23 protein-coding genes and 1 tRNA gene are annotated in these 24,346 nt (G+C 45.2%); 14 read left to right on the forward strand and 10 right to left on the reverse strand.

The genetic code is table 11. The annotated features are described in order from the left end of the window. The first annotated feature begins 16 nt into the window (after positions 1 to 16). Both KJS94_RS08435 and KJS94_RS08440 read left to right on the forward strand, forming a co-directional pair. Positions 17 to 1,420 carry an OprD family outer membrane porin gene (locus tag KJS94_RS08435; RefSeq protein ID WP_214447660.1) on the forward strand — a complete coding sequence of 468 codons (1,404 nt, stop codon included), beginning with the start codon at positions 17 to 19 and terminating at the stop codon, positions 1,418 to 1,420. Between the two features lie 2 nt (positions 1,421 to 1,422). Beyond that, a complete protein-coding gene (locus tag KJS94_RS08440) occupies positions 1,423 to 1,641 on the forward strand; it encodes a hypothetical protein (protein WP_214447659.1) in 219 nt (72 codons plus the stop codon). A 21-nt stretch (positions 1,642 to 1,662) separates the two neighbouring features. On the opposite strand, the gene KJS94_RS08445 is transcribed toward KJS94_RS08440, so the two are convergent. From KJS94_RS08445 to KJS94_RS08455, 3 genes are all read right to left on the reverse strand, one after another. Next, complete coding sequence (locus KJS94_RS08445) at positions 1,663 to 2,712, reverse strand: flavin monoamine oxidase family protein (protein ID WP_214447658.1); 1,050 nt, start codon at positions 2,710 to 2,712, stop codon at positions 1,663 to 1,665. A gap of 62 nt (positions 2,713 to 2,774) precedes the next feature. Next, complete coding sequence (locus KJS94_RS08450) at positions 2,775 to 4,187, reverse strand: MBL fold metallo-hydrolase (RefSeq protein WP_214447657.1); 1,413 nt, start codon at positions 4,185 to 4,187, stop codon at positions 2,775 to 2,777. A gap of 125 nt (positions 4,188 to 4,312) precedes the next feature. Further along, the gene (locus KJS94_RS08455; protein WP_214447656.1) at positions 4,313 to 5,491 is read right to left on the reverse strand and encodes a phospholipase D-like domain-containing protein; all 1,179 of its coding nucleotides are present in this window, start codon (positions 5,489 to 5,491) and stop codon (positions 4,313 to 4,315) included. Between the two features lie 131 nt (positions 5,492 to 5,622). Between KJS94_RS08455 and KJS94_RS08460 the strand changes: the two genes are divergently transcribed. The 5 genes from KJS94_RS08460 (at position 5,623) to KJS94_RS08480 (ending at position 10,399) form a co-directional block, all read left to right on the forward strand. After that, complete coding sequence (locus KJS94_RS08460) at positions 5,623 to 7,287, forward strand: Na/Pi cotransporter family protein (protein ID WP_214447655.1); 1,665 nt, start codon at positions 5,623 to 5,625, stop codon at positions 7,285 to 7,287. A gap of 140 nt (positions 7,288 to 7,427) precedes the next feature. Beyond that, entirely contained in the window at positions 7,428 to 8,201 is a 774-nt protein-coding gene (locus tag KJS94_RS08465) for an MlaE family ABC transporter permease (RefSeq protein ID WP_214447654.1), read from the forward strand. Between the two features lie 4 nt (positions 8,202 to 8,205). Continuing rightward, the gene (locus tag KJS94_RS08470; RefSeq protein ID WP_214447653.1) at positions 8,206 to 8,988 is read left to right on the forward strand and encodes an ABC transporter ATP-binding protein; all 783 of its coding nucleotides are present in this window, start codon (positions 8,206 to 8,208) and stop codon (positions 8,986 to 8,988) included. Positions 8,989 to 9,017: 29 nt separating this feature from the next. After that, positions 9,018 to 10,019, forward strand: coding sequence for an MlaD family protein (locus tag KJS94_RS08475; RefSeq protein WP_214447652.1), 1,002 nt, complete (start codon positions 9,018 to 9,020; stop codon positions 10,017 to 10,019). Positions 10,020 to 10,150: 131 nt separating this feature from the next. Further along, positions 10,151 to 10,399 (forward strand): YtxH domain-containing protein, encoded by a 249-nt coding sequence (locus KJS94_RS08480; protein ID WP_214447651.1) that lies wholly within the window; start codon positions 10,151 to 10,153, stop codon positions 10,397 to 10,399. 57 nt (positions 10,400 to 10,456) lie between these two features. On the opposite strand, the gene KJS94_RS08485 is transcribed toward KJS94_RS08480, so the two are convergent. Next, on the reverse strand, positions 10,457 to 11,470 hold the full coding sequence (locus tag KJS94_RS08485) for a metal-dependent hydrolase (RefSeq protein ID WP_214447650.1): 1,014 nt from the start codon (positions 11,468 to 11,470) through the stop codon (positions 10,457 to 10,459). A 303-nt stretch (positions 11,471 to 11,773) separates the two neighbouring features. On the opposite strand from KJS94_RS08485, the gene KJS94_RS08490 reads away from it, so the two are divergent. The 5 genes from KJS94_RS08490 to KJS94_RS08510 all read left to right on the forward strand — a co-directional run bounded on the left by KJS94_RS08490 (position 11,774) and on the right by KJS94_RS08510 (position 16,715). After that, a complete protein-coding gene (locus KJS94_RS08490; protein WP_214447649.1) occupies positions 11,774 to 12,664 on the forward strand; it encodes a sensor histidine kinase in 891 nt (296 codons plus the stop codon). Further along, complete coding sequence (locus KJS94_RS08495; protein WP_214447648.1) at positions 12,664 to 13,719, forward strand: sensor histidine kinase; 1,056 nt, start codon at positions 12,664 to 12,666, stop codon at positions 13,717 to 13,719. The genes KJS94_RS08490 and KJS94_RS08495 overlap by 1 nt, the downstream gene beginning before the upstream one ends. Continuing rightward, on the forward strand, positions 13,716 to 14,471 hold the full coding sequence (locus KJS94_RS08500) for a LytR/AlgR family response regulator transcription factor (protein ID WP_214447647.1): 756 nt from the start codon (positions 13,716 to 13,718) through the stop codon (positions 14,469 to 14,471). The genes KJS94_RS08495 and KJS94_RS08500 overlap by 4 nt, the downstream gene beginning before the upstream one ends. A 185-nt stretch (positions 14,472 to 14,656) precedes the next feature. Beyond that, entirely contained in the window at positions 14,657 to 15,355 is a 699-nt protein-coding gene (locus KJS94_RS08505) for a CPBP family intramembrane glutamic endopeptidase (protein ID WP_214447646.1), read from the forward strand. A gap of 10 nt (positions 15,356 to 15,365) precedes the next feature. After that, positions 15,366 to 16,715: a S41 family peptidase gene (locus KJS94_RS08510; RefSeq protein WP_214447645.1), complete on the forward strand. Its 1,350-nt coding sequence runs from the start codon at positions 15,366 to 15,368 to the stop codon at positions 16,713 to 16,715. Positions 16,716 to 16,751: 36 nt separating this feature from the next. On the opposite strand, the gene KJS94_RS08515 is transcribed toward KJS94_RS08510, so the two are convergent. The 3 genes from KJS94_RS08515 to KJS94_RS08525 form a co-directional block, all read right to left on the reverse strand. Further along, positions 16,752 to 17,525 (reverse strand): PepSY domain-containing protein, encoded by a 774-nt coding sequence (locus KJS94_RS08515; protein ID WP_214447644.1) that lies wholly within the window; start codon positions 17,523 to 17,525, stop codon positions 16,752 to 16,754. A gap of 13 nt (positions 17,526 to 17,538) precedes the next feature. Then, a complete protein-coding gene (locus KJS94_RS08520; protein WP_214447643.1) occupies positions 17,539 to 18,108 on the reverse strand; it encodes a DUF2911 domain-containing protein in 570 nt (189 codons plus the stop codon). Between the two features lie 81 nt (positions 18,109 to 18,189). Beyond that, positions 18,190 to 19,254, reverse strand: a complete 1,065-nt coding sequence (locus KJS94_RS08525) for a flavin reductase family protein (RefSeq protein WP_214447642.1) — start codon at positions 19,252 to 19,254, stop codon at positions 18,190 to 18,192. A 269-nt stretch (positions 19,255 to 19,523) separates the two neighbouring features. Here KJS94_RS08525 and KJS94_RS08530 point away from each other — a divergent pair, with 269 nt between their 5' ends. Both KJS94_RS08530 and KJS94_RS08535 read left to right on the forward strand, forming a co-directional pair. After that, entirely contained in the window at positions 19,524 to 20,048 is a 525-nt protein-coding gene (locus tag KJS94_RS08530) for a YceI family protein (RefSeq protein ID WP_214447641.1), read from the forward strand. 83 nt (positions 20,049 to 20,131) lie between these two features. Then, positions 20,132 to 20,205: transfer RNA gene (locus KJS94_RS08535), tRNA-Ala, on the forward strand. 147 nt (positions 20,206 to 20,352) lie between these two features. On the opposite strand, the gene KJS94_RS08540 is transcribed toward KJS94_RS08535, so the two are convergent. From KJS94_RS08540 to KJS94_RS08550, 3 genes are all read right to left on the reverse strand, one after another. Continuing rightward, positions 20,353 to 21,495: an OmpA family protein gene (locus KJS94_RS08540; RefSeq protein ID WP_214447640.1), complete on the reverse strand. Its 1,143-nt coding sequence runs from the start codon at positions 21,493 to 21,495 to the stop codon at positions 20,353 to 20,355. A gap of 267 nt (positions 21,496 to 21,762) precedes the next feature. Next, positions 21,763 to 23,088: a citrate (Si)-synthase, eukaryotic gene (locus KJS94_RS08545; RefSeq protein ID WP_214447639.1), complete on the reverse strand. Its 1,326-nt coding sequence runs from the start codon at positions 23,086 to 23,088 to the stop codon at positions 21,763 to 21,765. 135 nt (positions 23,089 to 23,223) lie between these two features. Next, positions 23,224 to 24,315 (reverse strand): LptF/LptG family permease, encoded by a 1,092-nt coding sequence (locus KJS94_RS08550; RefSeq protein WP_214447638.1) that lies wholly within the window; start codon positions 24,313 to 24,315, stop codon positions 23,224 to 23,226. Between the last annotated feature and the right edge of the window lie 31 nt (positions 24,316 to 24,346).

A 24,346-nucleotide genomic window follows, 5' to 3' on the forward strand; every position in this document is an offset into this window, starting at 1 on the left:
GGAAAATAGCAGGGATATGAAAAAGCTTTTGACAATAGTAATTGGCATACTTTTATTTAACATAAACGGGTTCGCACAGGACCATAAGGAAGATTCGTCAGCACACAATGGAACTGACACCAATTCACTTGCCCATGCATTCAGGAAAGGTAGTTTTCATGGACATTTCAGGTATTTTTATATGTCTACGGACAATGCCCCAGGGCTATCAGACTATTATTCAAATGCAATAGGAGGTGGAATTAAATTTGAAACAGCCCCCTTTCATGGTTTCCAGGTTGGTATCGGTGGATTTATCATCTACAATATAGGATCCTCCGACCTGGGTGCAAGGGACCCCAAAACCAATGCATCCAATCGCTATGAAATCGGCTTATTTGATATTGAGAACCCATATAACAAGGATGATATCGACAGGCTTGAAGAGCTTTACCTGAAATATAGTTACAGAAAATCATCCATTGTGGTTGGCAAACAATTACCTGACCTCCCGTTTATCAATAAACAGGATGGCAGGATGCGTCCTACCGAGATCAATGGGGCCATTGCCTCTATCAATGAAATAAAGCGAACCCAATTGACACTGGGCTATATCTGGGGATTCTCACCCAGGAGTACCGTTCAATGGTATGGAGTGGGAGAATCCATTGGCCTATATCCCCAGGGATTAACTAAAGAAGGAAAACCAGCAGCATACCACGATAGTCTTTCCAGTAAAGGAGTGATAATTGCCGGAATAAAATATAACATGGGAAAGAGTATCAACCTGGAAGGATGGAACCAATATGTTGATAACATTTTCAATACTACTTTGATCCAGGTCAATCTCCACCTTCCTGTTGGCCATGATGGAAAACTCATGGCCGGACTGCAATATGTTCACCAGGTTGCGGTAAAAGATGGAGGTAACGCCATCCCTGAACATACCTATTTTGAAAAAGGAGGAAGAAGCAACGCTTTTGGGGTAATGGCGGGTTATAAGACAAAAAAAATTGAAGCCAGCCTCAATTATACGAGGATCACAAAGGATGGCCGCTACCTCATGCCAAGGGAATGGGGCAAGGAACCCTTTTTCACCTTCCTGCCGAGGGAAAGAAATGAAGGATTTGGGGACGTCAACGCTATTGTGGCAAAATTCAATTACACTTTTCCCAGGCAGGGCATCAGCTTAAATGCGGGTTATGGTCATTTTTACCTGCCGGAGGTAACTAACTATGCGCTCAACAAATATGGGATGCCTTCCTACAACCAACTTAACCTGTCAGCCCGCTATCCTTTCCATGGATTCTTGCAAGGACTGGATATGCAGGTCCTGTATGTATACAAGGGTAACCTTGGAGACCTGCCGGGCAATGACAAGTACCTGATCAATAAGGTGAATATGTCGCAATGGAACATCATCGTTAACTACCATTTTTGAAAATGAAACAGACCCTCAAAATACCACCCATTTGGATCCACAGGATCATCAGGTTTAGCCTGGGCGCGTTGTTCATAGGCATAGCCACCCAATTTGAAGACGCGTTCCCGCTCTATATTTTTGGTGGGATAATGTTCATCACCGGTTTCTTCTACCCCCGCCGCTGCCTTGATGACCAATGCGAATTGGGGCAACAACCCAAGGATAAATCAGCCAACTAATTAGCGGAAATCGTGTAGCCGTTAAAACAAATCATCCACCGCCCTTGTCGCAGCCTGGATTGCCCCATCCATATAGCCACCGAAAGCAGAAGCTGTTTCCGTTCCACAAAAGACCAGCTTATCATTCCAATAGGGTTTCTGGTAGAGGTAATGTCCATTATTCTGGTGGGGAAGGATGAAGCCATCATATGGATAGTGAATAAAGGCTTCCTTACTCCAATCCTTATCAACATACTCAGTATTACTGGAGAAGCCTTCCCCAAACAAACGATCTAACTGAGCCTTTACCACCAGTTCCCTTTCCTTTCGCCCAAGATGATGTGCATTTCCACTCAGGAATCCTTTCAGGGCGCAACAACTGCCTTCCGGATCGGAATGATCATACATTTCAACGACAGGACCGCACTGGCTATACAAGGTCCCTGAATAACCTTTTCTACGCCATAGATCTTTTGGAAAGGCCAATCCGAACTTGATGGATTCACTCATCCAGGTATGGGTCTGCTTCATAAGTCCTTGCAGGTCCAAGGGTAAGGATGGTTCAAAATGAATGCTGTTAATCAATAAACGCGGGGGAATAGTAACAAAAACGGCAGTGCCGCTGAATACTTCACCATTAGCACTGGTCAATTCAACACCCATCTTGGTATTCGTAATTCGTATGATCGGGGTATGATAAACCAGCTTATCCTTTCCGATTCTTTCCAATAATGATTCAATCAATTGGCTTGTACCATTCTCTATCCTGAAATAAGGCTCTTCTGCGGAGGGGATATCGAACTGTTGGGGAGGGGAAAAACTCATTGATTCAAAAAGTGCAATGCCTGTATCATGCTGGTAAAACTTCCTGAGTCCCATATCATCAATAAGGGCATTGAGGTGCTTGTGTTTGGTGGCAAACCAGGTAGCTCCCATTTCAATGGATGTGCCATTCTGGGCTTGTACAGTATCAATCCTTCCCCCCGGTCTTCCGCTTGCCTCAAGGACCTGGAAGGGAATCCTTTTTTTCGAAAGGAAATAGGCTGCAGATAATCCGCTTAACCCGGCACCAATGATCAAAACATTATGCATAGCCTTAATGAATAAGCGTCCGGCTGCCTAAGGATGCCGGACGCCCTTTAACTTGAGCAAAATTAAAGCATTGTCACCGGAGCAACATAACTTGTCTTTTCGAGATTTGTGGCACTCAATGCCTTGAAGCCGCCCCTGATGTTGACAATGTCGTTGAATCCCCTGGAACGAAGTATGGATGCAGCAATCATGGAACGATACCCTCCCGCACAATGCAAATAATATTTCTTTTCCCGTTGTATCATACTCATATTCTTGTTGATGAAATCAAGTGGGAAATTGATAGCACCAACCAAATGCTGGCTTTCGTATTCACTCTGGCGCCTAACATCCAACAGGTTGATGGAAGCATCCTTGCTGTACAGTTCAGCAAAACCGGCTGCGTCAATCTCCATCATTGTATTCACATCCAATCCCGCAGCACGCCATGCTTCAACCCCGCCATCAAGGAAACCAATGGCATTATCGTAGCCAACCCTTGACAAGCGGATCACCACCTCTTCTTCCCTGCCCTTATCAGCCAGGAACAGGATCGGTTGCTTGAGGTCAACTACCAGTGCACCAACCCATGGGGCAAAATTATCATCCAGTCCAATGAAGATGGACCCAGGGATAAATCCGGCTGCAAAAACCTCCTTCGACCTTGTATCAATAACCAGGGCTTCTTCTGCCTCCCACACTGCCTGGAAAGAATGGGGCTCCAATGGATGAGTTCCCTGCCTGATGGCAAGGTCTATGCTTTCATAGCCCATCTTATTCATTACTGCATTCTTGGGGAAATATTGGGGTGGTTCGACCAATCCCTCTGTAACTGCCTTTACAAATTCCGCCTTGGTCATGTCAGCCCGCAATGCATAATTCACCAACTTTTGGTGGCCGAGTGTATCCGTGGTCTCATTGCTCATATTCTTACCGCAAGCACTGCCGGCACCATGGCCGGGATATACGATCACTTCATCGGGAAGGGTCATGATCTTATCGCGAAGTGAATCAAAAAGTAAGCCGGCAAGGTCTTCCCTGGAGAGATCGGTCTTTACGGCAAGGTCAGGCCTGCCCACATCCCCAATGAACAAGGTATCGCCAGAAAAAATCGCATATGGCTTGTTTCCCTCATCGAGTAGCAGGTAAGTGAAGGACTCCATGGTATGCCCAGGGGTATGCAACACCTTAATGAATACATTCCCCAACTTTACAATTTCACCATCCTTTGCAATATGGGCATCGAAGTTGGGCTGTGCGGTAGGACCATACACTATTGTGGCACCTGTCTTTCTCGCCAGGTCAAGATGCCCTGATACAAAATCCGCATGGAAATGGGTCTCCAGCACGTATTTGATCTTTGCCTTGTTCCTTTGCGCCATTTCAATATAAGGTTTGGTTTCCCTTAGCGGGTCAATGATAGCCACCTCGCCATTGCTTTCAATGTAATAGGCCGCTTCCGCCAAACATCCCGTATAAATTTGCTCTATTTTCATATAGCTGATTTTAGTGGTTTACGGACCAAATTTGAAACCTTATGAAAGGGAATTTTGTGCCCATTGTTACAATTGGGGATGATTATGATCAGGCACTGCTCTGAGCACGGTCAGTCGCAAAAAGATCAGCGCTGCCTGAAGTAGAAAGTAAAGAGGTAAAATACCAGCCGGACAATCTCGTAGGACACCCTTTGCCAGATGCGACTGGGCCAATGATAGGATCTATCGAATTCTTCTGCTGTGATCTGATGGCAATCCTTATCAATTACCACCAACAATTGTTCCTCCACATGCCGGGCAAAGGTTGTATCCAGCACATCCAGGTTTAGCTCAATGGAGGCATAGGCACTGATATAATTAAGATTATAAGAACCTGCACTTACCCATTTCCCGTCATAGGTAGATATTTTACCATGCAATACACTGGGCCGGTATTCATAAAGTTCGATGCGATTCTTTAATAACCAGCGGTAAAGGAAACGCTCAGCATGTTTGGCCAACATGACATCTGATTTCCCTGCTGCAATGATCTTGATTTGAACACCTCTCTCAGCCGCTGCTGCAAGCCTTTTCCTCATGACCCTTCCTGGCAACAAATAGCTGGACATGATGATAACATGGTCCTTGGCCTGATCCAGCATTTCGATGTAGCTTCGGGAAATTTCTGTTCGCCTTCTCACCCAGTCCTGCCTTCTCAACCGAACAGCTTTCTCAACAGGGGCTCCCTCTGTGGAAGGTTCCAAGTTGAAGCGCAGGAATTTTTTCTTCCCCCAACCTGACTTATTCCAGATATCCTGGCAGAAATAAAATAAGGGTTTGCCTATTTCACCGCTGGCATGAATGGCCCAGTCCAGCCAGGCAGGTTGGCCAGGAAAATCATTATACCTGTTGCTGATATTGATACCCCCGACAAGGCAATGGGTCTCATCTACTACCAATACCTTATGGTGCAACCGCCGACCAAAGTAAAAGTAAGGGCTTTGGAACAGGGGCTCAAACCACCTGAATTGCACACCACTGTCCTTTAAGTTGGCAATAAAGGATTTGGACAGGCGCTGTGACGCATAGCCGTCGACCAGCAGGAAAACAGGAACATTCCTTCCCACTGCACTTTTCAAGGCCTCTGCAACCATGGTACCGGTCTCATCCTCATCGAATATATACACCTGTAAATGGATCGACCGCTGTGCATTCCGGATCAGGTCAACCATAAGGTCAAAATACTGCCTTCCTCCCCGCACCAATTCAACGGTATTGTGTAAGGTGTAGAGATCAGGCCTTGGTATGGGTGCACCGACAGACATAAATGGATGACTTGAATTTACAGAATGCCCATGACAAATCACCAGTATAACGGTCTGCTTTACTGCTAAATCCAATCAACAACCCAGCGCTGTTAAAAAGCCTTTGTACATTTAGGTTAGAAGAACAGGAAATGAATGACGCCATCGATTTCTGGAAATTAATAGCAGGTACGGCCATTTTCATCATTGGCATGCAATTCCTTGAAACCGCATTGAAGCAGATCGCAGGAAGAAGGTTCAAGTTGTTCCTGAAGAAACATACTACCAGTAAGCCCAAAGCCATAGCTGCAGGGGCCATCGTAACGGCTGTCCTGCAAAGCAGTTCCATAGTAAATATAATGGTACTGGCCTTTGTGGGTGCCGGTGTCATACAAATGCACAGTGCCCTGGCACTGATGCTGGGCTCCAACCTAGGAACAACACTGACCAGCTGGATCATTGCAACATTGGGATTCAAACTTGACATTGAATCATTTGCCCTTCCGATCACTGGCATAGCCGGCCTTGTAATGGCCTTTACACAAAAGGAAAGCCAGTCAAGGCAATGGCTCCAGTTCGCATTGGGCTTCGGGTTCCTGTTCCTTGGCCTTGATTTCATGAAAACGGGGATGGAAGCCAGCGTGCAGAACTTCAACTTACAAGGTTATATGCACTACCCATTGATCATATTCCTTTTGATCGGGGCAGTGATCACCGGGTTGATACAGGCAAGCTCCGCTACGGTAGCCTTGGTATTGTCTGCGCTCTATGCCAATGCGATCACCCTGGAAGCCGGGGCTGCAGTGGTCCTGGGCTCTGAGATCGGCACAACCGCCAAATTGCTGCTGGCGGCACAAGGTGAGATAGCCGATAAGAAGCGGGTAGCCCTGGGAAATTTCCTGTTCAATGTCAGTACAAGCCTCCTGGTCCTTCTATTCCTTAATCCCCTACTTAACTTCATAACGGGGACACTCGCCTTTCAAAATAACCTGATGGCCCTTGCCCTTTTCCAGACCCTGGTCAATATCATCGGGATTATCCTCTTCTATCCCTTCTTAAATGTTTTTGGAAACTATCTCCAGCAACGCTTCAGTGGCAGCCAACATGAAACCTTCTATATCCAGAAGACCGATCCTTCAGAACCAGACCTGGCCATTCCGGCCCTGAAAAAAGAAATTGAACTGTTCCTTCACCTGGTAAGTCATTTTATCAGGGAAAGCTTTGAACTGAAAGCCAATGACAATAAGATCCATCCCAAACCGATCGGCTTCGACAGCAAACCATTATCCAAACACTACGAATACCTGAAGCAAATACATGGCGATATCCTTCAGTTTTATGCCAGGCTATTGGGGTCTACCAATGAAGAATCAACCACCCTTATGTTAAACCAGTTGATCTCTGCAGTCCGCAATGGCATGTATGCCGCCAAAAGCATCAATGATGCCAGGGCCGATATCCTTCAGTTGATGAACTCTTCGAATGAGATCAAATACGGCTTTTTTGAGGAGACAAAGAAGGCCACCGACCAATTCCTCAATAGCATGGAGGCTACTGAAATAATGCCGGAGGATAAGCTTTCAGCTGACTTGCTGGAACTTTATGGCAGCATATCGGCTGATTATGCAACGGTAACCGGCCAGCTCTACAAGGATAACAAATACAGTGCTTTAAGGGATATTGAAATATCGACCCTGATCAATTTCAACAGGGAATTGTTCACCGCCTTCAAGTCCTATTTGGTAGCGATCAAGGATTTCAGGCTACCAATGGAAGAAGCGGAGAAGTTCAGGGAACTACCGGGATTTATCAGGTAATAACCAATAAACAATTACTACAGGAGAGGTTCTTTTTCCCGTTGCAGATGGCTGATAATATTGATTTTCCCTTAAATTTTTAATAAATTCATTCTCAGGATAATTTTCCTTCCCATGCTAAACTTTACCATCAAACGAAAATGACCTCACTACCTCCGGGAACCAGGAATGCCATTATTGAAGCAGGTGCAATTGCCCGCTTTACCGGTCGTTTTTTCTCAGAGGTATTCCGTCCGAGGTATGAGATAGCAGAGTTTTTCCGGCAGTGTTACATCATTGGCTATAAATCGTTGCCACTCGTTGGGCTGACAGGGTTTATCATGGGCCTTGTACTGACCATGCAACTCAGGCCTTCGCTGATTGATTACGGTGTAGAGAGCGAACTGCCGGCAATGGTCGGTATAGCCATCATCCGGGAAATCGGACCTGTCATCACCGCCCTGATCTTTGCGGGCAAGATAGGCAGCAGCATTGGTGCCGAACTAGGCAGCATGAAAGTGACCGAGCAGATTGATGCCATGGAAGTAAGTGGTACCAATCCGTTCAAATACCTTGTTGTAACAAGGGTCCTGGCCGCAACGCTCATGCTACCAATACTTGTAATGCTTAGCGATGCCATTTCCCTCTATGGCTCATACCTGGGCGTGAACATCAAGGGAACAACAAGTTTTTCCCTTTTCTTCAGGCAGGTTTTCTATTCCCTCAGTTATGGTGATGTCATCCCGGCATTTGTGAAATCCTATTTTTTCGGCTTTGCTGTTGGGATCATTGGATGCTTTAAAGGCTATTTTTCCAGTAAGGGAACCGAGGGTGTGGGCAGGAGTGCCAATAGTGCTGTCGTGGTTTCCAGTATAATGGTGTTCATACTGGACCTGATAGCCGTTCAGATCACCGATATCCTTGGCTTAAATTGAATCAATGACAGGAGTCCAGCCATATCATTCAACGGAAAACAACTCCACCAGGGGGGAGAACGTGATTGAGATCAATAACCTGGACAAGTCATTCGGTGACCTTGTTGTCCTGAATCACTTCAACCTTTCCCTGAAACGTGGTGAAAATGTGGTGGTACTTGGTAAGTCTGGCTGCGGAAAATCTGTCCTGATCAAATGTATCATTGGGTTGATGAAGCCCGATGAAGGCAATATAACAGTGTTGGGCCAGTCCATTCCCGACCTGAGCCAGGAAGAACTGGACAGGATAAGGGTGAAGATCGGGTTCCTCTTCCAAAGCAATGCCCTCTATGACTCCATGACGGTACGGGAGAACCTGGAGTTCCCATTAAGAAGGCATTGGATCCATGTTTCCCATGAAGAGGTAAATGATCTGGTCATGGAAGCCCTGGAAAATGTTGGGCTTGCCCATACCGTAGACATGATGCCGGTTGAGTTATCCGGGGGCATGAGAAAGCGCATTGCCCTTGCGAGAACCCTCATCCTGAAACCGGAAATCATCCTCTATGACGAACCTACCACCGGGCTTGACCCAATAACCTCCAGGGAGATCAGCAACCTGATGGTGGAGATACAGGGCAAGTACAACACTTCCTCCCTGATCATTTCCCATGACATGAATTGTATCAGGACCACAGCAGACAGGATCGTCCTTCTCATGGATGGGATTGCCTATGCTAACGGAACATTTGAACAATTAAAAGCATCGGAAGATCCCAGGATCAAACAGTTTTTTATCGAGAAATGAATGTCCACCCAACCCTGAAAATCTAAACAATGGCAAGAGAATCTACCAATAACCTCAAACTTGGCCTGTTTACACTGGCAGGAATCCTCTTCCTGGTGCTTACTTTGTACATGATTGGGAAGGACCGAAATCTCTTTGGCTCAAATATCTGGATCAAGGCCAGGTTTACTAATGCATCCGGGTTGGTTGTAGGAAATAATGTGCGCTACTCAGGCATACAGGTGGGGACCGTTAAGGAAGTTGATCTCATTAACGACACCACCATTGAGATCACCATGCTGATCGACAGTAAGGCCAGTAAGAACATCCTAAAGAATGCATTCGCCTCCATAGGAACAGAGGGAATGATCGGCAATAAAGTCGTCAATATTAATCCGGGAAAGGGATCATCAACCCCAATAGAGGAAGGGGATTTTATTACAGTGAAGCGGGCGCTCAATACTGACGAGATGCTGGAGACGCTTGCCTATACGAACCAGAATATCGCAACGATCTCTGATGAATTGAAATCCACTATCCACAATATCAACAAGAGCACTGCGCTTTGGAATTTACTAAGGGATGACACCATCAGGCAAGACCTTAAGAAAACTGTTGCTACCCTCAGAAGGACCACAGAAGGAACCGAAGCAGCCATGCAGCAGATCCAACAGGTCATTTCCGATGTTAAGGACGGGAAAGGAAATTTGGGCAAACTGCTTATGGACACCGCCCTTGTTGGCAACCTCGAGTCCGCCATTGCCAACCTTCAAACGATTTCAACCAACGCAGAATTAGCCAGTGTATCTATCAGGCAACTTACCGACTCCATCAACAGGGAGGTGGTCAGTGGCAAGGGTACGGTCAATATGGTCCTGAAGGATACTGCCCTGACCAGGAAGATCCAGAACAGCATGACCAATATTGAAAAAGGAACAGAGGCCTTTAACCAGAACATGGAGGCGGCCAAGCACAATTGGCTCTTCAGGGGCTATTTTAAAAAGCAGGAAAAACAGAGAATCAAAGACTCCATACAGGCCAGCAAGCAATAAAGCCCCAATTCGTATTTACATGTACTGACAAGAATCAGCCCTCCTCCTAGCACAGGTCAAGGATTTGCATAGCTTCCTGTGTTACTTTAGCATTGAAGATTGACATTCATTCATTCTTAAAATAAATAGGTATGACCAACACCAATAAAATGCTGACCGCCCTGGCAGCGGGAATTGCCATCGGTGGTGTTTTGGGATTATTATTTGCCCCTGACAAAGGGGAAAATACCAGGAAAAAAATTTCGGACGGTAAGAAGAAGTTGACAGACTCCATCAACAAAAGCCTGCATGAAGGCAGAGAAAAACTATCTAACCTACGGAGCGGGATGAGGGAAAGTGTTCCGCAGATGAAGGAACCAGCAGACGAGTTTGGAACTTGATCCTCATTTCATTAGCTAGTGAAGAGACCACCGGTAGGACCCCGGTGGTTTTCTTTTTCATTCTTTTCCCCTGATCCTCCTCACCAGCGACAAAGTGGTATTCATATCCCAATTGGCAAACCTTCCGCGTTGTACCACCAGGTTGTTTTCTTCAGGGTGGCTCAAGAAATAATGGAACACAAATTTCTGTTTAGGGTCATGCCAACCCACGATCTGCCCAAATCGAAGGTCATTAAAGACAAGGGTATCCCCCCAATTTTCTACTGTGTAAAACTGTTGTGAAAAACGGACCAGGTGCTGCAATTCCTCGTGGTCAGCAACAGGTTTCAATAAACTATCATTCCTGGGAAAATAACTGAGCCGCATGGTATCGCCCTTGTCAAACAAGGAGCGGAACCCAACATGGTAGCCTTTGTCATTACCTGCCACCACATACCATAGCCAGTTGTTAAAGGGGGCAGGTGTGGTAAAATATCGGGTATATTCAACTTGCTGATCGGCCAGTAATTTCCTCACCTCCTTGTCAATGGTCAACTTATTCCCTACACAATAGGCCAGGTAAATAAATGGGAGGAACATACCAAACCGCCACCAGAACTTCCTCCTGGTTGAATGAATGGACAAGAGCAATAGCATTACTAGGGCAATACCCGGCCAAATAGAAAAGAAGGGATCCGCAACATACAGGGTATTGAAGGAGAAGCGCTGGTGGCTAAAGGGTTCCAGCCAACCCGTACCGTAATTATTGAAACCATCCAGGAAAATGTGCAGGAACATCTCAACAAAGAAGAATAATAGCCATTCCCGCATCCTGATATCGTGGGGACGATGCAGCCGATCAGCAGTTAAGGAAAGAACAGGAGTCATCAGGGTAATAAACAGGATGGAATGGGTGAATCCCCTATGTGCCAGGAGGTCTTCTGAAACACCCAACCAAAAAGAAGCCACGAAATCAATATCAGGAAGGCTTTGCGCCAAAGCCCCCCATAACAAGGCTTTCTTACCGATCCTTTTCTCAAAAAAAGCCTCACCAATACATGCTCCCAGGGCTATATGCGTAATGGAATCCATTTAATTACAAATTAAGCTCATTGACAATTATCTGCCTGGTCATTTCCCTGATTCAGCAATTAAAATTCGGGATTCATCAGGAATCTGTAAATTTTATCAGTAAAATGGGCAATTTTCGAGAAAATGCCAGCCCTGACAAAGAATTTAATACCCCCTAAACAAGTTCATCTCTGGTTGTTATTGACCGGATTGGGAATTTTTTTCATTCTTCTCCTATTGATCTCATATATCCACACGGGTAACCCCTTAACGAGTTTTAACCTTCGGGCACTTTTCAGGGAGGGCAATTTGATACTGGTCCAGATGTTGGCCACTATTTACCTGGTATATTATTCCATCCTCTTCTTCGACAGGCAATTTCCCCCGGGACAGACAGCACTGAAAAGGTATGTGACAGAACTTCTCTTTGTGGTGATCGCCGGATTTGGCATCAATAAATTATTCCATAGCCTCTTCATAGCCTGGGTGGTGGTTCCTGAACCGGACATGGAATTCCTGGACAGGAAACTAAGGATCCTCCTCGTTGTATCCCAAACGCTGGTCGTATTTACTTATGGAATTTTTACAGCTTTCCGGATCTTCACTATCCATAGGCAAAAGCAATTGGAGGTTGTTCAATGGCAAAAGGAAATTGCTGAGTCACAATATGAGGCACTAAAGAACCAGCTCAATCCGCATTTCCTTTTTAATAGCCTGAGTATCCTATCATCACTTGTTCATTATGATGCGGGCAAGGCAGAAATTTTCATTGAAAAATTATCGAGGACCTATCGCTACCTGCTGGACCAGCGCGAAAAAACAGCGGTATCACTCGAAGAAGAAATTCAGTTTCTCCGGAATTTCATGTATATCGTACAGGAACGATATGGAAAGAAAATCGATATCACCAATGCCCTAAAAGGGGAAAGTGGAAATGCCTACATTATCCCAAATACCTTCCTCATCATCCTTGAACACATCATTGCAACCAGCAGCATGTCTGCTGCAAGCCCTTTGCATATCCTATTGAATTTAACCGGTGAAAAAATATTGGTCATCTATTCATTGCAGAAGAAGACCAATTCTGTTCCTGCAGCAGATGACCAATTTGACCTATTGTGTAACAGATACAGGGACCTGGGAAAACCAATTAACATCTCGGTAATTGAAATGGAACAAAAGGAAATCATCAGTATTCCCCTCTTGATCAAATGATGGCAGATAGCAAAAAATACAGCGACCAGACTTTACCCATTCTCAGGTTAACCCTCATCCTGATGTGGGTCAACAGTGTAATTTTCCCATCGATATTTGCCTATATCAACAGGGAAACCTCATTTCTCAGCCTGTTATCCGATATCATCATTACAGCCGCCATAGAGACCATCACCACTATTTTCACTTTCTATTGTATCCGTGGAACAGGCATACTCTTTTCTTCCACAGGGGCAAACTGGATTAAATATCCGTTATCATTACTGATAACATTGGTCTTCAGCTTTTTCTTACTGTACACTTTCTATAACAGCACAAGACAGGTAACCTCATCGCCACAGGAATTGCTGCAAACAGCCCCTTTCAGGCTTTACATTACCGTAAACCTGATTGGAACCCTGTTCATCTATGCCATGATCACCTCCCTTACACTTTACCAATCCATACTGGTTCAAACATTGGAAACCGAACAATTTCAAAAAGACTATGCACAGGTAAGGTTACAAGCCCTTAAAAGCCAGGTTAACCCTCACTTTTTGTTCAACAGTTTAAGTGTGCTTACCTCATTGGTCCATACTGATCCTGATCTCTCTGAAAAGTTCATCGTCCAGCTGTCCAAGGCGTACAGGTATATATTAGACCAGAAAGAGACTGACCTTGTGACCCTAAAAAAGGAAACAGACTTCCTTGAAAACTATTTCTTCCTCCTTCAGATAAGGTTCCAGGATAAAATTTCCCTTCATATTGACCCGAAAGCCAAAACCGAAAATTGGTTGATCCCGCCCCTTACCTTGCAATTACTGATCGAGAATGCGGTAAAGCACAATCGGATGTCTGTAGCGAAACCATTGGATATCCATCTATCCCTTAACCAGGACAGGATAGAAGTGAGCAATTCAATAAATGCCCGGGAGCAACATGAACCGTCAACAGGGATTGGGCTGGATAATATAAGGAAGCGGATAGCCTTTAGCAATTCACAACCATTGACTATAGAAACAACAAACAATATTTTTAAAGTAACTGTTCCCTTAACAAGAAACAAAATCATATGAAAGTAGTGATCATAGAAGACGAGCAACTCACGGCCCAAAGACTGGAAATTTTACTGAAGAAATGTGATCCGTCAATAGAGGTTTTATGTATACTGCCTTCTGTTGGGGAAGCCGTTGCCTGGTTCAAGAACAATGTGGATCCTGACCTGGTTCTGATGGACATTCACCTTGAGGACGGCCAGTGTTTCAGCATATTTGAGCAGATCAACCTTGACCTGCCCGTGATCTTTACCACCGCTTATGATGAATATATGATCAAGGCATTTAAGGTCAACAGCATTGATTACCTCATGAAACCCATCAACCAGGAAGAATTGGCTCAAGCCCTTGAGAAATTCAGGAAGTTACATGGAAGGAAGGAGAATAATGGATTCGACCAACTTTTACAAAGCCTTCAAAAACCGGGAACTGAATATAAGTCCAGGTTTATGGTAGCTATAGGATCGCGGCTAAAGACAATTGAAACCTCATCCATCCGGTATTTCTATAGTGCAGATAAAGTTACTTTCCTGGTAACGACAGATAACCAGCGGTTCCCGATTGACTACAGCCTGGATAAATTGACCGGACTCATAGATCCTTCAGTGTTCTATCGTATCAACCGGCAAATGTTCGTCAGTCTTCCCGGTATCAGTAATATACATGTCTACCCCAAGGGAAGGATCCGGCTTGACCTCGATCCCCCCATGAAAGAAGAGGTGTTCGTCAGTCTGGATAAAGTGGTTGAATTCAAGGAATGGTTGGGTAAATGATCAGGGGGTACCCGCATTCAGCTGAACAATTCAGGCACTCAGGGGGAATTATCCTTACCCTATCGATTCATTTTTCGGCAGCACAATACTAATTCTTCAATTTGGGGTGCAATCTGAATAACATGAGTACATGGCAAAAGGCACGCTTCACTATTTACCTGCTGGTTTTGTTCAGCTGTTACCATTTGGCTGAAGGAGCTATACTTTTCAAAAAGGATAATCTGGAATTCTTTTTCTGGATGTGTATATTTTTCCTCACGAGTTTTAGCTACAAAAAATGGCAGTCAGGAATACTCCCCCATTCGGCATTGAATTGGAAAGCTTCGGCTCCCAGGGAAGTACTTTCAGGATTATTTATCGGTATTGGTTGCGCATCAGCAGCCTTTACTATTGCCTTAGGAAGCCATTTGATAGCAATTGAAACCTACCCTTCATTCCTGCCATTTACCCGTTCCTTCATAATGCTCTCCTTTGGCGTATTGCTTACCTCATTAAGTGAGGATATACTTACGAGGGTTATCTGGTATGACCGATTCCAAAAGCAGATCACCCCCTCTGCACTAATATTCCTCACAACATTGTTGTATTCCCTCAATCATATTTACAGATACAATGATGGATGGCTGGTTTGGACACATCTTATCCTGATAGGGTTGATCTTCGGTACTACATTGGTACAGAAAAGAACAATCTGGTTCTCATTTGGGATTCATTGGGGCCTCAATATCATTTACCAGGTTACTAATAACATTATCCAGACCAGGGAAATCAATACATCATTTTCTGGTTTCCATATCCTTGTCATATTAGAAGCAATCCTGCTTCTCTTCCTGCTCTTAATAAGAAATCAGTCACAAAATATCAAACAACCTATTACTCAATAAAAACATAGGCATGAAAAAAATAATGATTGCTGTTTTACTCGGTCTTTTCCTAAGCCCAGTCCTGGGGCAACCTGTATTTGATTCTTCTGCCTATGTCAGGTTCTATAAGTCAAGGTTCCCCGCAATGGTAATAGATACGACTACCCGGATCAATGACCTGGGTACAGAAGAAAAAATTGCAGGCCTGAGCAAGGTTTGGGCAGAAGCCAAATATGGGTTTGCCAATTTTGACCTCATCCCCTACCTTAATTGGGATAGTGCCTACCAGGCATTTATACCCAAAGTATTGTCAACAAAGTCCATTCTTGATTATTACAAGGTATTGAAGCAGTTCAACCAGTTACTGAGGGACGGACATTCAAGGGTAATTGAGCCACTGGCCTACTTCATTGAAAACAACCATGGGGTTCCCATGCGATTCAAATGGATCGATCAAAAAGCTGTGCTATCATGGTCTGATCTCCCCTATCAACCAAAAGGCCCGAAGATCGGATGGGCTCTGGAAATGATCGACGGCATTCCCATTCAACAATACATCAGGGAAAATATCAGTCCTTACCTTCATTTTTCAACGACCCAGGACAGCATTTCCAGGATCTATTCCTATGAACTGCTGAAAGGAAGAAAGAATAGTGTCGTCAGCCTTACCTTCTCAGATGAAAAAGGGAACCTTATGGAATACAAGTTCAACAGGTCCCGGTTTAAGGAGGGTAAACTACTTGAATTCCAAAAATTGCCGGGAGATATTGGGTGGGTAAAACTGAACAGTTTCGACAACCCTGCCATAGTCGGACAATTCGACAGCATTTTCAACCAGGTAAAAACCTGCAGGGCCCTGGTCATCGATATCAGGTCTAATGGTGGCGGTAACAGTTCCAATGGGTATGAGATCCTGGGCTACCTGACCGCCGAGCCCTTCCTGCAAGAAATGCAGGTGATGAGGAATTACAACGCAACAAGGAGGGCCTGGGGTGATATACCGGTGAATATCCAGATCAGCAGGTACGACTGGAAACCTTACAGAAAAAAGCTTTTTACAGGACAGGTGTTAGTCCTCACTGATGCGGCCACCTATTCTGCCGCTGAGGATTTTACGGCCGCATTCAGGAGTCTGAAAAGAGGGATCGCTATTGGCCTGCCCACAGGTGGGAGCACGGGGCAACCACTAGGTTATAACCTTCCGGGAGGTGGCCTGGGATTTGTATGTACCAAAAGGGATGTATTACCTGACGGAACTGAGTTTGTTGGTTATGGGATCAAACCCGATATAACGGTCGGCTATACCCGAAAAGGTTTACTGGCAGGCAAAGATGAAGTGCTGGAATATGCCATACGCTACCTTAACCAGCCTGGTAAATAAAGGCTTGGGTTCCGGGGAAGGGACACTGAAAAGATCTTACTTCAGCGTGCTCCTTCTCTTGAACCTCCTGCTGCTGATAAAGTAAAGGACAAATCCACTGAAGACTGTTATTAACCCAAAAATGGAAAAGATCCGCAGTAACCAATTCCCAATATTGTCCCTGCCCTCATAGTCCATGGTATGCAGCATCCAGAGGAAATCAAAAATCCTCCATTCCTTATTCCTGAACTTCTGCACCGTACCCAACTCGGCTGCCACATAAACAGTGGTACGGGAAGGATGCCTGAACCTGACAGCATAGGCAGGAAGCGGTCCTTCCCTGTATTCATGATGTTTACCCACCGTGGTCAATCTTTGCACGGATTCAACTTCCGGTTTCCCATCAAACCTTGACTGTGCAAGTGCGATGGCTTCGTTCTTTGATAAGGGACCCCTGATTGCCCCGGTAACCGCATCAGCAAGATGGTTCATAGCACCTGCATGATGGCCAGTCTGCTTATTCTGTCCAATGGCGGAGATACAACGAACCTGGTAATAAGGCTTGCCCAACACATCGATCAATTGTATGGAAACAATTGAATCGATCCTGTGGACCATATTGATATTATCCAATACTACTGAAGGGGAAACCAGTGTAATGGAAGAAGGCAGTAATGGAACTTCCTTTTTCTGGTGGTCACCATGAACCTGGTCCATATCACTCCAACTGAAGTAAAGACCACCTATGGTCCATAAGAGGAACTGAATACCCAATATTACCCCCAGGTAACGATGAGCCTTTCGGATATAATAATGCTTTGATTTAGCCATCTTCCCGAATCGTTTACTTTGAAGAGAAGGGAACCACCCATTTAAGCTTTTCCCAAAGGAAAACGATCTGGCCATCGTTACCCTTAACCGGCTCTACCAGGTATTGCAACCGCTCAGTGTGTTCATGGGGAACAGGCTTTACCTCTAGCCTGACAAGGTCATCCTTCTGGTCATATTCAGAGGCAAGGTGCTGGTTCCAGTTCTTATTGAGGATAAAGATCCACTTATCCTGTCCCGGGATGGTAAAGATGGCGTACTTACCGGGTGCGATGGTTATACCCCCGATCAACAATGGCTTATGAAAGGTGATAGCAGTGGCATTATGTGCACCGGTTACCCATACTTCATCTAAAGGTACCAGTCCACCCCAGATGACCCTTTTCCTTACACCAGGGGAATGGTAGGCAATAGTGATGGAATCCGTTCCCACCACCCCAATGGCCATGGATTTAATACTTTTCTTGGTGGTATCCTTAATGGCATTGGGATTATAACAGACTTCCTCAGGCTGAGCCTGTGCGTATGATCGGCCGGTTACTCCATTGAGGAGTAGTGTCAGGGCTACTAATAAGAGACGACTCATAGCAAGCAATATATACAGAATTCCCCCTTTTGCACAAATGAAATTGGGTGAAGATCCATAGTATATGCCTGAACTGTTTGGTCAGGCTTCCACCCCATTAACAGAAACCGTAACCTGGTCGTCCCCGGGATAAGCCTGGCAGAGCAGGACCAAACCTGCATTGAGGTCATCCTTGTTCAGGGCATAATTTGCAGCCATTTTTACTTTGCCCGAAACCAACTTCGCTGCGCAGCGTCCACAGGTCCCTGTCTGGCAACTATAGCTAACGGGTATCCTGTCGCCAAGAGCGGCAGCCAAAATGGACTGACCCGCCTTCACATCCAGCAGGTTGGTCTGTTCATAAAAATGAATGAGTACCTGCTGGTCTTCCAGTTCCCCTTCTTCTGGATCAATTGATACAGGATTGAACCATTCCAGATGGATCCCTGACTCATCAACTCCCAGTTCCTTCATCACTTCGATCCCCATTTCGTTTAGACCCTGTGGACCGCATATGAAGATCTCTGACGACCCATCGGCATTCTCCTGCAAAACGGGGCGAAGGATTTTTTTTAAGGCCAGCCTGGTTAAGCGGCCTTTAAAGAGGGCTTGTGGTGGCAATAGCCCTTCGTCCTTTTCTGCGGAAAGGGCAAACAACAGTTTAAGCCGATGAGAGAACGATTGTGACAAGTACAATAATTCCTGGCCAAAAATGGTCGACTCCCAATTCCTGCTGGCGTAGACAAGCGTTATGGTAGCGTCTGAAAAATGTAAAAGGTATTTGGCAATGGCATATAAAGGAGTGATACCACTCCCGCCCGCCAGCAGAACATAATGCTTGGCTGGTTTGGAGCTGCTTCCTGGCGTAAATTGTCCAAATGGCCCTTCTATCATCCACTCTTTGATTGAATCCGGTTGGCCGGTAAGGATACTACTCACAAGGCCCCCTTCCACCCTTTTCACTGTGATGGCCGGGTTCTCATCCAGTCCTGGAACAGAACTCAGGGAATAGGACCTCCTGAGCAATTCACCTTTCCACTCGAAACCCAGGTCAATATATTGGCCAGGTTGATAATCAAATGGACTACCCATCGTATCAAACTTGATGGTAATCGAATCACCGGTCTCCTGTAAAAGGGATAATGCTTTCCATATCTGCTTTGTCATAATATGCTGTCTTGAAAATGCGCAATTCAATAACCAATAAGGCAGCGCCAGGTTCGCGCAAAACTATCCGGTTACCTTGGGACAATGCTTACACGATTACCGGAAATTCTTACAAATAATGCGCATATGCTGGTTTCATACCCTTCTTTCGTTGCTGCCAGGAAAAAATCCGGACCCTTTTTGATTACCTATTCCCTTCCCCCTGTCAAAGAATAAAAAAATTTTGTCATTTGAAGTTTAAACATTAATTTTACATAAAACTACACATTATGGCAACCTGGATTATTGACCCATCGCACTCAGAGGTGAGCTTTAAAGTAAAGCACCTTGTTATTTCAACTGTAACCGGAAAATTCAGTTCATTCGAAGGCAGCCTGGAATCAGCAAAGGACGACTTCACTGATGCCAGGATCAGCTTCTCCGCACAGGTTGAGAGCCTTTCCACCGGTAACGACCAAAGGGATGGCCACCTGAAATCAGCAGATTTCTTTGATGCTGAAAACCACCCTACCCTGACCTTCACTTCTACAGCTATTGCCCATAAGGGAGGCAGTGATTATGTTTTGACCGGGGACCTGACCATCAGGGGTACAACAAAGCCGGTTACCTTAAACGTAGAGTTCGGTGGCACCCAAGTAGATTTCTATGGCAATACAGTAGCTGGTTTTGAGATCAATGGTAAGATCAACCGCCAGGAATATGGCCTGCATTGGAGTGCAGTAACTGAGGCGGGTGGTATTGTAGTTTCTGATGAAGTGAAGATCCATATCAACGCAGAGTTGATCAAAAAATAATAGCCCGATAAAAACCTGTCAAAAATTGGCAGGTTTTTATTTTGCAGGAATCATTCCGACTTCTATATTTGCACTCCCAAAACGGGGAATTAGCTCAGCTGGCTAGAGCGCTTGCATGGCATGCAAGAGGTCACCGGTTCGACTCCGGTATTCTCCACAAAAAGAGCCCACTAATGTGGGCTTTTTTATTTTTCTCCCCTGAATAGGAAATGTCCCGGGTGGATATTATTCCGATAACAATTGCCTCATGACCTGAATGTTTACTCGTCCTTCCCAAATGGTAAATGGCTGGTCGATCCCGGAACTATTTTAATCTAACCAATTCCACCCTTCTGTTCTGGGCCTTTCCTTCCCTGGTTTGATTATCCGCAACGGGCAAAGTTTCACCCTTCCCCTCGGTAGAAAGTTGTGCAGGATCAATGCCAAAGTGCTTAACAAGAAATGACTTTACCGATTCAGCCCTGCGACCAGACAATTCAAGGTTCTTTTTGTCATCCCCATCACTATCGGTATGGCCAATTACCTTTACCTTGATACCTTGTGCTGATACAATAGCTGCTGCGATCTCCTTAAGTGCGCCATATGACTCTGGCCTGATCTGGTCATCATTCACATCGAATAGAATACCTGTGGTAGAAAACCTACCCTCAGTAACCAGCTTTTTCCTGATATCGGGTATTCCATTGGCTACTTTAAGGTTGGAAACCAAGACCCCTACCTGGTCATTTGTATAGCTACTTTCAGCAACGCGGAAAAACAATTGGTTAATGCTTGCACCCATTGGAACCGCTTTGGGTATATCAAATAATTTATCTTCATTGATCCATACCCTGCATCGCTCCTTTTGCACCTGGATGCTGATATGTATTGCCTTTTTTATCAGGTTCTCCAATTTCTTGAATGGTTTTTCGCCTGAATTGAAGTATTCTTCACCACCATGATAACTGACCAGTTTGGAAATAGAGTTCTGCTCAATGCCTACATTTAAATCTACCCCCAGTAGTGCATACTGAAATAAATTTTGTAAAACTCTATTTTCATTTGGGGTAACACTTCCCGACGAAAGGAAACCAAAGGATACAGGTGGGAACATTGCATCCTGGTAGTTGAAGTTTAGAAGCAAATCAAATTCAATGGTGAAATCGGTCCCAAACGGTTTCGCGTTATCGGTGATAAAATTGGCGTTCTGCATCAATTTTATCCATTTTCCGTTGAAGCCTTCAATTGACACGACTTCCCCTGAACCATCTGTATTCCAACCTGCGGGCAATTCACCCATCAGATCTGAAGAGAAATTATTGAAGTATACAATCTTTTCACCAGGAATAAAATCAAACTTTGAAAAAGTGTTGATTACTGGTTCCCCGGCATTTGTCGCATCCTGCTGAGCCAAGGAATTAAAACAGCTAACTGTCAGGAGGACAGCTCCTAAAAAAAATTTCTTCATGTTATAAGGTTTATGATCCGGGAAAAGGGCTTCCTTTTTCCCAGATCAAATTTCCTTTAGGTGGGCGTACAGAAGGAATCTCAGTTGAATGAACTGGTAATAACATGTCTTGAAATGACAGGAAAGCGCTAAGGAAATAAGGCTGCAATAAGCAAACGGGACCTGGCCAGATCATCCTTAAGAAGCCATACCCCTTTCATTTGCATGGTTGAACCAACAAAAAAGCGGCCCCTAAGGACCGCTTACCATATAATCGAAAAGTTCACTTTATTCTCCCCATATCTCATCCTCGCCCTTGAGCCATTTCTTCACTAACTCGGTGGTTACAGATTTTGGCCTTTCGATGGGGAATCCCAGTGCCCGGTCCCAGATCAGGCTTGCCATTACACCCAATGCGCGGCTCACGGCAAACAACACGGTATAGAATTCATACTCGGTCATACCATAATGCACGAGCAAAGCACCACTATGGGCATCCACATTCGGCCAGGGGTTCTTGATCTTGCCAAGGCTCTGCAGGATCGGCGGAACGGTATCATAGATATTCCATACGGTATTGCAAAGGTTGTCATCCGGCATATGCTTCTTGCCAAACTCCATTTGCGCCGTAAAGCGGGGATCGGTCTTGCGCAGCACGGCATGGCCATAACCCGGCACTACCTTTCCTGCCGCAAGGGTATCCTTCACGTATTGGGCAATTTGTTCCTTTGACGGGGAGTCAGTACCAAGGGATTCCTGCATTTCGAAGATCCACTTGATCACTTCCTGGTTGGCAAGACCGTGCAGGGGACCTGCAAGACCATTCATACCGGCTGCAAAGCTGAGGTAGGGATCGCTGAGTGCGGAACCTACCAGGTGGGTAGTATGGGCAGAAACGTTACCACCTTCATGGTCGGCATGGATGGTCATGTACAAACGCATCAGTTCCTTGAATCCTTCATCCTCATAGCCGAGCATATGGGCGAAATTACCTGCCCAGTCGAGCAATCCATTCGGTTGTATATGCTCGTTATTCCTGTACTTCCTGCGATAGATATAGGCCGCGATCCTGGGAAGGCGCGCGATAAGGTCCATTGCATCATCAAATACATGCTCCCAATAATCCTTCTTGTTAAGGCCTTTCGCATATTCCTTGGCAAAATTGCTTTCTGTTTGCAAGGCCATCACACCAGTAACGAACATGGTCATGGGATGGGTATTCAGCGGAAGCGCATCAATGGTATTGAATACATGTGTGGGTACATGGGACCTGCGCTGCCATTTGGCAGTAACCTCGTTCACATCCTCTTCTGTTGGCAGTTCACCATATAACATCAGGAAGAAAAGGCCTTCCGGAAGTGGCTCGCTACCACCTTTGGCCTTAGGAAGTTTTTGCTGCAATTCGGGAATGGAATAACCACGGAACCTGATCCCTTCGTGGGCATCGAGCAATGAAGTTTCAGTCACCAGACCGGTCATACCACGCATACCCTGGTAAACCTGGGAAAGGGTAACTTCACCGATCTTTTTATTACCATGTTCTTTCAATAATTCCTTGATCTCGGCTGCCGCCGCATCTGCTTTCGCCTTAAATTTTTCTTTGTACGCTCCCATGACAAACAATATTTATATATGTGGTGCTTGATTTATCGGACAGCTTTAACCGATAAAATTAGCTATTACGCGTGGTACAACAAATAATATTTGCCTAGTGTTCTGCTGAAAAGCGATTAAAATGTGATAAAAAACTTATTTAGGGGCATTCTTATACAACCTGTAGGTAACCAGGCCAAAAATGATGTTGGGAAGCCATGCGGCCAGCAAGGGAGGAAAGCTTCCCTTAGTAGAAAAAACCGTAGAAAATTTATCCATCACAACGAACAGGGCTGCCATCACAATCCCAAATGCCAGGTGCAATCCGCTCCCACCCCTGGTTTTACGTGCAGCAACTGCTACCCCCATGATGGTAAGGATGATCACCGACACAGGTGTGGCAAATCTCCTGTAGATCTCCACTTTATAGGTATTGAGTCCTTCTGTCCCCCTTTGTTCTTCCCTCCTGATGAACCTGATGAGCTCCGGGGTGGACAGTTTATCCTTCATGTATTCATCCCTTCTCAATTCACTGGGCAACATATTCAACTCCAGGTTCATGAATGGATGCTTGCTCACTGTTTCACTGAGGCCATCAATCTTCCGCTCCACTACATTCTCTGCCCGCCATTTCTTTGTTGCGGTATCCCAGCGGATATAATCTGTACGAAGGTTATAGAACACCTGGTTTCCCCTTACCTTTTCCAGGAAGAAGCCACTGGCCGCCTTATTGACCGTATCATAATATTTCATCCCGACAAATGTGTTGGAGTCGGCCCTGAAATAAAAATCCCTGCTTCCGCCCTGGCCGGAATAATAAGAACTGTTACGGTCTATATAGGTAGCCTTGAAAGTGCTGTGGATCTCATTGGCCCTGGGGATCACATAGGTATTACCGAGCAAAAGTACCACAGCGAGCAGGCCTGCGGCCATCAGGTAAGGCTTCAGCATGCGGTTGTAAGGAATGCCGGCAGCCAAAATAGCTACCGTCTCTGACCTGCCCGCTAATTTGGAAGTAAAGAAAATGACCGCAATAAACACGATCAGTGGGAAGATCATGGAAATAATGAAGGGCACAAACCCGAAATAATACTTGGTGACAATGCCGGTAAAGGACAAGCCCGATTTTACAAAGTCATCCGTCTTTTCACTGGTATCGATCACCACGGCAATGACCGTTATGGTAAGGATAGCGAAAAGAAAGGTCACCAGGAATCTTTTGAATATGTACCAATCCAGGATCTTCATCAGGCTGTGGGCATTTTGCAGCGGTCAAAAG

Source organism: Flavihumibacter rivuli (assembly GCF_018595685.2).
Lineage (GTDB): Bacteria > Bacteroidota > Bacteroidia > Chitinophagales > Chitinophagaceae > Flavihumibacter > Flavihumibacter rivuli.